Here is a 9726-nt window from a genome sequence, read left to right as displayed (position 1 = left end):
TCATCGCTTCCCTCGACGCGGTGCGCCGCCATGCTATGGCCCGGCAACAGGATTGGAAAGCGGGAAGCAGGATGGACGTCGTCGAACTGGCCAAGGCGCTGATGGCGGCCGAGAGCGTGACCCCGGCCACCGGCAAGGTGTTCGACGTCCTCGAAGCCGCGCTCCTCCCCCTGGGCTTCAAGGTCGAGCGTTTCGTCGAGGGCGAAGCGCCTGACGGTCCGGTCGAGAACCTGCTCGCGGTACGCGGCACCGGCGGCCGCCACTTCGCGTTCGCCGGGCATCTCGACGTCGTCCCGCCGGGCAAGGGCTGGGAAAGCGAACCCTTCGCACCCGAAATTCGCGGCGGCCTGCTCTATGGCCGCGGCGCGGTCGACATGAAGGGTTCGATCGCCGCCTTTGTCGCCGCGGTCGCCGGCATGGAGACCGATGGCACCGTCTCGATGATCATCACCGGCGACGAGGAAGGCCCGGCCACCTACGGCACGCCGACTCTGATCGAACATATGAAGGCCTGTAACCTGATCCCGGATTTGTGTCTGGTCGGCGAACCCAGCTCGGCCAATCGACTGGGCGACACGATCAAGATCGGCCGCCGCGGCTCGACGATCGTGTGGATCGACGTGCCCGGCAAGCAGGGCCATGTCGCCTATCCCCACCTCGCCGACAATCCGATCCCGCGCCTCGTGAACGCGCTGGCCGAGATCGACGGCATCGTGCTGGACGAGGGGACCGACTGGTTCCAGGCATCGAATATCGAGCCGACCGACGTGACCGTGGGCAATCCTGCCGGGAACGTCATCCCGGCCCATGCCAGCGCGCGCCTGAGCATCCGCTTCAACGATCTGCACAAGGGCACCGATCTGGTGGCGCGGATCACCGAGATCGTGAAGCGTCACGCCCCGACCGCGATCGTGAAAGGCACCGTCTATGGCGAAGCCTTCCTGACCGCGCCAGGTGATCTTTCCACGCTGGTGCAGGACGCCGCGGAGGCGACGCTGGGCATCCGCCCCGAACTCTCCACCACCGGCGGCACCTCTGACGCGCGTTTCCTTTCGAAGCTTTGTCCGGTGGTCGAATTCGGGCTGGTCAACGCGACGATGCACAAGCTCGACGAAGCCGTCGCGGTCCGCGACCTTGAGGCGCTGAGCGAGACTTATCGCGAAGTGCTGAAGCGGGTGTTCGCCTAGTTTGATCCGATGGCGTGGCACTTGGCGATAGCCCTCCCCCTTGATGGGGGAGGGTTGGGTGGGGGTGAGCTCTCCTCATGTGACAGCCATATGAGGAGAGCTCACCCTCATCCTCCCATCAAGGGAGAAGGGTTTATATACGGGACGGACTAACCCGCAGCCCGCGTCCCGCGTTCGTCACGCACCCAGTTCAGGAACGCCTCTTCCGGCATCGGCGCGGCGATCGAATAGCCCTGCAGCACGTCGCATCCGATCACGCGCAGCACCATCGCCTGGTCCTCATTTTCGATGCCCTCGGCCACGGCTTCGCAGCCAAGGCCGTGCACCAGCGCGATCACTGCCTGTGCGATGGTCCGCGCCTCGGCCTGATCGGCGACATGCTCGATCAGGCTGCGGTCCAGCTTCACCCGATCGACCGGCAGATGCCGCAACCGCGCGATGTTCGAATAGCCCGTCCCGAAATCGTCGATCGCGATGCTCGCCCCGTCGGCGCGCAGTGCGGCAATCGCTTCGATCACATCGTCGGAACAATGCATCGCCAGCGTCTCGCTGATCTCAAGTTCGAGCAGGTGCGCAGGCGCATCCGCGGCGCGCATCGCTTCGCCCAGCCGGCGGAAGAAGGTGGCGTGGTCGATCTGGCGCTGGCTGATGTTCACCGCCATGCGCTGCTCGATGCCCAAGCGTCCCCAGCGCGAGATGGTCTCGGCGACATTCTGGAGCACCCATTCGCCGATTTCGACGATCAGCCCGGTCTCTTCGGCACGCTGCAGGAAAGCGACCGGCATCTTCAGGCCGTCCGGGTGCTTCCAGCGCAGCAGCGCCTCAGCACCGACGATACGGCCGTCATGCGCCGCGATCTGCGGCTGATAGACCAGCGCGAACTGATCCTTGGACACGGCTTCGCGCAGATCGCTTTCCAGCTGCGCGCGCTCGGCGATCTCCGCCGCCAGCGCTTCGGTGAAATGCTCGGTCCGTCCGCGGCCGCTCGCCTTGGCATGGTACATGGCGGCATCGGCAGCGCGCATCAGTTCGTGCAGTGTCGCGCCATGCTCGGGGCGCAGCACGATGCCGATCGAGGCGCCGATACTGATCTCCTGCTCGGCCAGCTCGAACGGCTGGCTCATCGCGCTCAGGATTCCCTGACCGATTCGATCCGCATCGCGCAGATCCTTCAGATCCGGTACGAACATGGTGAACTCGTCGCCCGCCAGCCGGCCGATCAGAACCTGACGGCCATCGGCACCTGCGACGAAGCGCTCGGCCACCGAACGCAGCCGGTTTGCGACCATGCCGAGCAACTGATCGCCCGCGGCATGACCCATCGTGTCGTTCACCGCCTTGAAGCGGTCGAGATCGATGAAATAGAGTACCGCCTTCTCGTCCGGCCCCATCGTATCGAGCAGCGCTTCGCAACTGCGCCGGAAATGGGTGCGATTGGGCAGGTTGGTCACCGAATCGAACATCGCCAGCCGCTGCACGCTTTCCAGATTGGCATGGAGCTGGCGGAACAGGCCATCCATTGCCTCGGCGAGCGGCGGCACGCATTCGATGACTTCCTCGGGGATTTCGCTTTCCAGGTCGCCATTGGCGGCGCGGGACAGGCGCGCGATCGCGGCGTCGATGGCACCGGCAGTCGCCGCGATGGTTCGCTCGGCCGAGGCCCAGCACATCACGCCACAGATGATCGCAGCGGTCAGCGCGCGCCCGGCACTGTCGACGCTGACCTCGCCACGCGACGAGGCGGCGAGCGCAAGGATAAACGCCACCGCACCGGCGCACATCGCGAAGGCGATTGCACGGCTCTTGAGCGAAAATCCTTCCACGTGAACCGTAGATCCCCCCAGAAACAGCAGGCAACGCGCCTGCTTTCCGATCCGGGAAGCTTGGCACCCAAGGGTTAAGATTTCGGTTGCGACACCGTGTTTCTGGGTCTGCGCAGCACGATATAGAGCGCTCCGGCCCCGCCATGACGCGGATGCGCGCCACGCACCGCAGCGATCCGGTCCGAAAAGCGCGACGCAGCCAACCAGTCGCCCACCGCCGCGCGGATCGCCCCGCGCTTGTGCGGCCGCTCGGATTCCGGTCCCGGCGCCTTGCCGGTCACCAGCAACAGCACCCGGTCGCCGCGCCCCAGCGCCGCTTCCAGCCCGCGGTCGAGCCGGTCATAGGCTGAAGCGAGCGTGTAGCCGTGAAGATCGATCGAGCTTTCCGGCGACACCAGCCCGCGGGACAAGCGGCGGTCCCACGAACCATCCAATGTGGTCGAGGGCGGCGTAAGCCGTTTCGCGACGGGCGCTGGCGCAGGAGGCGGCATCTTTGCGGGTTTGAACTTCGGCGGAGAGACCGGCGCGGGGCCGGTCTCGATCACCATCGGCTTCACCGGCGCGATCGGCTTTACCGTCGCGATCACCTTCTGCCACAGCGCCGCTTCCTCGGGCGCGAGCTTGCGCCCTCGGGACATCAGCGCGTGCCGTTAAGCCGTGCGATCGTCCCCACCGGCAGCAACAGCCACGCGGTGCCGCGCGTGTTCATGCCGCCCGCGATGGCACGCGCATCGTCGCCCGCGCCCCAGAAAGTGTCGAACCGGTTCGATCCCTTGATCGCCCCGCCGACATCCTGCGCCACCCACAGCCCATTGGCCTCGGCCCGGTCCATCGAGAGGAAGACGGGTGCGCCCAGCGGGGTGAACATCGGATCAGCCGCCACGCTCGCCTGTGCCACTACGGGCAGGCCCATAGCGCCCAGCGGACCCGCGCCGGTCAGCTCGCGGAAGAACACATAACTCTTGTTCTCATTCATGATCGCGCGGCCCTCCACCGGGTTATCGCGCAGATACTTCATGATCCCCTGCATCGAGGCCTGACCGGGGGCCAGCAGGTTGCGGTCGCGCATCAGCTTGCCGATGCCGGTGTAGTCGCGGCCATTCTGCCCCGCGAAGCCGATCCGCATCACGCCGCCTTCGGGCAGCCGCAGCCGGCCCGAGCCCTGCACTTCGAGGAAGAACATCTCGACCGGATCCGCCGCCCAGGCGATCACCGGCACCTTGCCGTTCAGCGCGCCCGCCTCGATCTCGGAACGCTCGTAATAGGGAACGAAATCGCGGCCTTCATAACGGCCACGGATGCGCTTACCCTTCAGCGCCTCGGAAAACTGGCCAAGGTCGATCTCCACGAGATCGCTGGGCTTGGCATAGACCGGCACTTCGTATCCCGGCCGCCGCGTCCGCGATCCGGAGATCTCCGGCTCGTAATAACCGGTCGAATGCGCCTTGCCATCGCCAACCTGCACCGTCTCGAAATAGGTGGTGAAGAAGCTGAGCGCGTCGCGCGCGGGCCAGTTGGCGGCGGCGGTGCAGCTTTCCGCCCAGTCGCTGCCGCGGGTCAGGCCCGACAGGTCGGTGCGCTTCTGCATCGCGGTGCAGCTTAGCCGGTAGGCGGTCAGCGCGCGCGAGGCCATGGTTGGCGAGATATCGAGCGAGTTGATCGCCGGTCCGGCGAGGACGCCAGCTTTCACGCCGGTCGTGGCCGGGGTCGCCGGAGTCGCCACCGCAACCGGCGCCATCGGCGTGGCCTGAATCGGCTGACGAACCGGGACATTATTGTTGACCGGACGATCGTCCGCAGCTTCCCGCGGTGGCGGCGCACCGCGATCGATATAGGCCGGAACGATGCCGCCGGAGCAGCCGCTCAACATCACCGCGAGCGCGGCTACCCCCCAGATGCGCATGTCCCGTCCTTGCAAGGCCTTCAGATCAGGCCCTTGAATCAGGCTTCGTCGGTTTCGACAAGCTTCCAGTTCGGATCGTCGCTGCGCAGGCTGCGCGCGAAGGTCCAGATATCGTGCGCTTCGACCGCGTCGGTCAGCGAACCGGCGATGACATTGCCGTCCTTGTCACGCGTCACCGAAGCGATATCCGCATCGAAACGCACCGCGATCCGCGCCACCTTGTTCTCGACGCCCGCCTCGACGATTGCCGCGCGCTCGATCGCGACCAAGCGATTCTCGAGCACATGGCCGGCTTCGTTGCGGTCCGCGATCGCCTGCGAGAAGCCGGCGCGGACATCGTCCTCGACCAGCCACGCCAGCGTTTCCTCGTCGCCCTTCCAGAAGGCTTCCAGGATCATGCGGTATGCCGCCTTCGATCCATCAACGAACTGCGCCACGTCGAAGCTCGAATCCGCCTGGATCACCTGGCGCAGACCGGCTTCGGCCCCGGCTTCGATATTGCGGCCGCCGGTTTCGCGGACTTCGGGCACCACGTCGATGGTGCGCTGCATCGGCGGTACAGGCACGCGCTCCTCGGCCGGCTTGTGCAGCACCTGCTCGTGCCCCGTGCGCTTGCCCAGCACCGCATAGAGCCGCAGCGCCAGGAAACCCGCCACAAACGCGAACAGAATAATGTAGACGGTCACCATACCTCCGATTGCTCGTTGTCACCGATATAGGCCGAAGCGGCCTCCGTTACAAATCACCACCGCACACGGCGTTGTACGGGCCCTGTTGAACTGGCCCCGTTGAACTGGCGCAATACGCCTGCTAGGCGCGGCGCTCGCTTGAACGCGCGGGATGCGCGAAACTATCCGGACGAAAAAGGAATATCAGATGGCCGAGCCCGAATTTGGCGAGCCGATTGCGAATGGCGAAGACACCAGCCCGGCTGTGGGCATCCTGTCGCAATATGTGAAGGACTTCTCGTTCGAGAATCCGAACGCACCGGCCATCTATCAGAACCAGACCGGCCCGGGCGTCGATATCCAGTTCAACATCGGCTCGGGCCAGGTTGGCGAGGAAGTCTATGAAGTCGCGCTCAAGGTGGAGGCACGCTGCACCATGGGCGACACCGTCGCCTATCTGGTCGACCTCACCTATGCCGGCCTCTTCGGCCTGCGCAACATACCCGCCGATCAGATCGATCCGTTCCTGATGAGCGAAGCCCCGCGCATCCTGTTCCCGTTTGCGCGTCGCGTGCTGGCCGATGCCGTCCGCGATGGCGGCTTCCCGCCGCTGCTGCTCGAGCCGATCGACTTCCACGGCCTGTACCTTGCGCGCCTCGAGCAGCAGGGCCAGCTCGGCCAGGAAGCCGGCCAGGCCTAAGCCGGACCCGAGGGGGAGACGCGGGATGCTGTCGGCTCCCCCCATTCCATCGACAGGGTCGCGGCGATGAATCTCGCCAAGACCCTCGGCTCGATCGGCGGGCTGACGCTCGTCAGTCGCGTGCTGGCGCTCGTCCGCGATTCGCTTCAGGCGACCTTTGTCGGCGCGGGCTTCGCGTCGGACGCGTTCCTCGTCGCCTTCCGCCTGCCGAACATGTTCCGCGCTCTGTTCGCGGAAGGGGCCTTCTCCTCGGCCTTCGTCCCGATGTTCAACAAGCGGGTGGCGGAGGATGGCCAGCCCGCAGGCTTCCTGTTCGCCGAGCGGGCGCTATCGGTGCTGTTCCCGGTGCTGCTGGTCTTCACCGTGGCGATGCTGATCGCCGCATGGCCGATCACCTGGGCATTGTCGGGCGGGTTCAACGATCCCAGCCCCGAAGACTTCGCCTATGCGGTCACGCTGTCGCGGATCACCATCCCCTATCTCTTCCTGATCAGCCTCGTCTCGCTGCTCGGCGGCATCCTCAATTCGCTCGACCGCTTCTGGGTCAATGCCGCGGCGCCGATCCTGCTCAACCTCGCCATGGTGGCCGGGCTGATCTTCTTCCACGGCGCGAATCCATATGAAACCGCCCGGGTACAGGCGATCTCGGTCACCGTCGGCGGTGCGCTCCAGCTGATCTGGCTGATCGCCGCCTGCCGCAGCGCGGGCGTGAAGCTGCGGATCAGGCCGCCGAAGATCGACGCCGATGTCCGCCGCCTGCTCAAGCTGATGCTGCCCGCAGCGCTGGGCGCGGGCGCGACCCAGATCAACCTGCTGATCTCCACCGCGCTCGCCGGATCGATGCTCGCCGCGGGTTCGATCTCGTACATCTATTATGCCGACCGGCTGAACCAACTCCCGCTGGGCCTGATCGGCATCGGCCTCGGCACCATCCTCCTCCCCACCGTCTCGCGGCTGCTCGCCAGCGGCAAGGAAGACGAGGCGATGGAGACGCAGAATCGCGGGATCGAGCTGGCGCTGCTGCTGACGCTCCCCGCCATGGTTGCGCTGATGGTCGCGGCCGAACCGATCATCCGCGGCCTGTTCCAGCACGGCGCCTTCACTGCCGAGGATACGGTGAAATGCGCGTGGGCGCTTTCCGCCTTCTCGGTCGGCTTGCCCGCCTATGTGCTCGTGAAGGTGCTGACGCCCGGCTATTACGCGCGGCAGGATACCAAGACGCCGGTCCGCTACGCCACCATCTCGATCGGGGTGAACATCGTCGGCAACCTCATCCTGATTCCGCTGATCGGCCATGTCGGCCCGCCGCTGGCCACGGCGCTGGCGGCGGTGGTCAATGTCGCCCTGCTCTATCGCACCCTGCGCAAGCGCGGTCATTTCGAGGCCGATGCGAAGCTCGTCCGCCGCCTGCCGCGCCTCGCGCTGGCCGCGATCCTGATGGGCGCCGCGATCTTCGGGCTGGACCGGCTGCTCGATCCCTATCTCACCGGGCACCTGCTGATGCGCATCCTCGCGCTCGGCGTGCTTGTCGCGGGCGGCACCGCGATCTACGGCGTAGCCTGCTTCGTGACGCGCGCCTTCACGATCGGTGACCTTCGGGCGCTGGTCCGCAAGCGCCGCCCGAGCGACCCGATCCAGGAGTAATCGTTCAAATGCGCGTCGTTTCCGGCATCCAGACCACCGGCAATCTGCACCTCGGCAATTATCTGGGGGCGATCAAGCAGTGGGTCGCGATGCAGGATCAGGGCGAATGCCTGTTCTTTCTCGCCGATCTCCACGCGCTGACCGGCAACGTCACGCCCGCCGAGCTGGCCAATTCGACCATCGAGATGGCCGCCACCCTGCTCGCCTCGGGGATCGACGATCGCGCGATCCTGTTCAACCAGTCGCGCGTCCCCGCCCATGCCGAGCTGTGCTGGATCCTCAACGGCACCGCTCGCATGGGCTGGCTGAACCGCATGACCCAGTGGAAGGACAAGGCAGGCAAGAACCGCGAGGGCGCCAGCGTGGGTCTGTTCACCTATCCGGTGCTGCAGGCCGCCGACGTGCTGGTCTATCAGGCGACCCATGTTCCGGTGGGCGAGGACCAGAAGCAGCATCTGGAGCTGGCGCGCGACATCGCGACCAAGTTCAACACCGATTTCGAGGTGGAGCTGTTCCCCCTGCCCGAGCCGCTGATCAGCAAGGCCGCGCCGCGCATCATGAGCCTGCGCGACGGTTCGGCGAAGATGTCCAAGTCCGATCCCTCGGACATGAGCCGCATCAACCTGATCGACGACAACGACACCATCGCCCAGAAGATCAAGAAGTCGAAATCCGACGCCGATCTGCTCCCCGACAGCTTCGACGCGCTGGCCGAACGGCCCGAGGCGAAGAACCTCGTGACGATCTATGCCGCGCTGTCCGATCGCGATCCGCAGTCGGTGGTCGCGGAGTTCGCGGGCAAGGGCTTCGGCGCATTCAAGCCCGCGCTGGCCGATCTCGCAGTCGCGACTCTCGGGCCGATCCGCGAGCGGCTGATGAGTCTGCTCGACGATCGCACCGCGGTAGGCGCCGAACTGGCCAAGGGCGCCGAACGCGCTTCGACGCTGGCCGCGCCGACGCTGCTCGCAGCACAGAAGGCGGTCGGGCTTCAGGTCTGAGTAGCGGAGGCTATTTCGCCTTCTTGTACGGCGTGAATTTGCCCAGCCGGCAATAGGGTCCGGGGATCGTCATCCCCGGGTCGAGCGTGCGGATGCTGTCATTCTTGCAAAGCTGCGATCCGTGCAGCTCGACGATGATCGTATTGCCCTCCTCGAGTCCCGGGCAGGGCGCGTCGAGCTGGTTCACGTACAGCGTCCGGCCCGAGCGATAGAGCAAGGTATCGCGATCGATGATCTGCGGCGTGCCGACAAAGCTGGCGCTCACGCACTCCAGCGGTGCACCGGCGGTGCGGCCCTCGATCGCCTTGGCCAGATCGGCGTCGCCGCTGGTGTCTTGCGCCGGCCCCATCGCGGTCAGCCCGGCCAGTGCCAGCGCGCCGAGGATGATGCGGCTCATTTGCTGTACGGCACGAAGTCGCCGAGCGAGCAGGCGCCGGTGAAGAAGCCCGGTCCGCCGCGCGAGCGGGTCTCGATAATGTCGCCGCGGCAATATTGGCCGCTATAGGTCTTGATGATCAGGATATCGTCGCTGGTCCCGCGGCAACCGCCATTGGTCTTGTTGACCCACACCCTGTTGCGGCTTTGCACATAAACGGCGGTGTCATTGTAGAATTTGATCTCGCCCACCCGGTCGCGCGGCAGGCAGGTCTGGGGCTTGCCCGCCGTCATGCCTTCCAGCCGCTTGGCCAGCCGTTCCTCCTGCCGCTCCTCCGCGCTCTGCGGCGTCGCGGCGCCCGCCGAAACGGCGGCGACCAGCACCAGTGCGGGTATGGCAAAGCGGATCATCGAGACTCTCCTCTCAA

General features: G+C 65.9%; 10 protein-coding genes. 4 read left to right on the top strand and 6 right to left on the bottom strand.

The window, feature by feature from the left end:
* Positions 1-71: 71 nt before the first annotated feature.
* Positions 72-1187 carry a succinyl-diaminopimelate desuccinylase gene (dapE, locus tag P1X14_RS05410; RefSeq protein WP_277314295.1) on the top strand — a complete coding sequence of 372 codons (1116 nt, stop codon included), beginning with the start codon at positions 72-74 and terminating at the stop codon, positions 1185-1187.
* A gap of 149 nt (positions 1188-1336) precedes the next feature.
* Here the strand turns inward: dapE and P1X14_RS05405 are convergent, their stop codons facing one another.
* The 4 genes from P1X14_RS05405 to P1X14_RS05390 form a co-directional block, all read right to left on the bottom strand.
* The gene (locus P1X14_RS05405; RefSeq protein WP_277314294.1) at positions 1337-3010 is read right to left on the bottom strand and encodes an EAL domain-containing protein; all 1674 of its coding nucleotides are present in this window, start codon (positions 3008-3010) and stop codon (positions 1337-1339) included.
* A 74-nt stretch (positions 3011-3084) separates the two neighbouring features.
* A complete protein-coding gene (locus P1X14_RS05400; protein ID WP_277314293.1) occupies positions 3085-3648 on the bottom strand; it encodes a Smr/MutS family protein in 564 nt (187 codons plus the stop codon).
* Complete coding sequence (locus P1X14_RS05395; protein ID WP_277314292.1) at positions 3648-4913, bottom strand: MltA domain-containing protein; 1266 nt, start codon at positions 4911-4913, stop codon at positions 3648-3650. Before P1X14_RS05395 ends, P1X14_RS05400 begins: the two co-directional genes overlap by 1 nt.
* A gap of 38 nt (positions 4914-4951) precedes the next feature.
* Positions 4952-5602, bottom strand: a complete 651-nt coding sequence (locus P1X14_RS05390; protein WP_277314291.1) for a Tim44/TimA family putative adaptor protein — start codon at positions 5600-5602, stop codon at positions 4952-4954.
* 187 nt (positions 5603-5789) lie between these two features.
* On the opposite strand from P1X14_RS05390, the gene secB reads away from it, so the two are divergent.
* The 3 genes from secB (at position 5790) to trpS (ending at position 8923) form a co-directional block, all read left to right on the top strand.
* A complete protein-coding gene (gene secB / locus P1X14_RS05385) occupies positions 5790-6281 on the top strand; it encodes a protein-export chaperone SecB (RefSeq protein WP_277314290.1) in 492 nt (163 codons plus the stop codon).
* 66 nt (positions 6282-6347) lie between these two features.
* Positions 6348-7925 carry a murein biosynthesis integral membrane protein MurJ gene (gene murJ / locus P1X14_RS05380; RefSeq protein WP_277314289.1) on the top strand — a complete coding sequence of 526 codons (1578 nt, stop codon included), beginning with the start codon at positions 6348-6350 and terminating at the stop codon, positions 7923-7925.
* Between the two features lie 8 nt (positions 7926-7933).
* Positions 7934-8923 carry a tryptophan--tRNA ligase gene (trpS, locus tag P1X14_RS05375; protein ID WP_277314288.1) on the top strand — a complete coding sequence of 330 codons (990 nt, stop codon included), beginning with the start codon at positions 7934-7936 and terminating at the stop codon, positions 8921-8923.
* A gap of 10 nt (positions 8924-8933) precedes the next feature.
* On the opposite strand, the gene P1X14_RS05370 is transcribed toward trpS, so the two are convergent.
* Together P1X14_RS05370 and P1X14_RS05365 are read right to left on the bottom strand one after the other, a co-directional pair.
* Positions 8934-9320 carry a hypothetical protein gene (locus P1X14_RS05370; RefSeq protein WP_277314287.1) on the bottom strand — a complete coding sequence of 129 codons (387 nt, stop codon included), beginning with the start codon at positions 9318-9320 and terminating at the stop codon, positions 8934-8936.
* Positions 9317-9709: a hypothetical protein gene (locus P1X14_RS05365; RefSeq protein WP_277314286.1), complete on the bottom strand. Its 393-nt coding sequence runs from the start codon at positions 9707-9709 to the stop codon at positions 9317-9319. Before P1X14_RS05365 ends, P1X14_RS05370 begins: the two co-directional genes overlap by 4 nt.
* Between the last annotated feature and the right edge of the window lie 17 nt (positions 9710-9726).

It is taken from the genome of Sphingomonas sp. AOB5 (assembly GCF_029433115.1).
Taxonomy (GTDB): domain Bacteria; phylum Pseudomonadota; class Alphaproteobacteria; order Sphingomonadales; family Sphingomonadaceae; genus Sphingomonas.
Note: the sequence above shows the minus strand (reverse complement) of the source record. Positions and strands in the feature narration are given on the sequence as shown.

Bases quoted from the DNA above. Each gene is read 5' to 3' on its own strand.
- P1X14_RS05370 (WP_277314287.1), bottom strand. From the start codon at position 9,320: ATGAGCCGCATCATCCTCGGCGCGCTGGCACTGGCCGGGCTGACCGCG.
- trpS (WP_277314288.1), top strand. From the start codon at position 7,934: ATGCGCGTCGTTTCCGGCATCCAGACCACCGGCAATCTGCACCTCGGC.
- P1X14_RS05395 (WP_277314292.1), bottom strand. From the start codon at position 4,913: ATGCGCATCTGGGGGGTAGCCGCGCTCGCGGTGATGTTGAGCGGCTGC.
- P1X14_RS05400 (WP_277314293.1), bottom strand. From the start codon at position 3,648: ATGTCCCGAGGGCGCAAGCTCGCGCCCGAGGAAGCGGCGCTGTGGCAG.
- secB (WP_277314290.1), top strand. From the start codon at position 5,790: ATGGCCGAGCCCGAATTTGGCGAGCCGATTGCGAATGGCGAAGACACC.
- dapE (WP_277314295.1), top strand. From the start codon at position 72: ATGGACGTCGTCGAACTGGCCAAGGCGCTGATGGCGGCCGAGAGCGTG.
- murJ (WP_277314289.1), top strand. From the start codon at position 6,348: ATGAATCTCGCCAAGACCCTCGGCTCGATCGGCGGGCTGACGCTCGTC.
- P1X14_RS05390 (WP_277314291.1), bottom strand. From the start codon at position 5,602: ATGGTGACCGTCTACATTATTCTGTTCGCGTTTGTGGCGGGTTTCCTG.
- P1X14_RS05365 (WP_277314286.1), bottom strand. From the start codon at position 9,709: ATGATCCGCTTTGCCATACCCGCACTGGTGCTGGTCGCCGCCGTTTCG.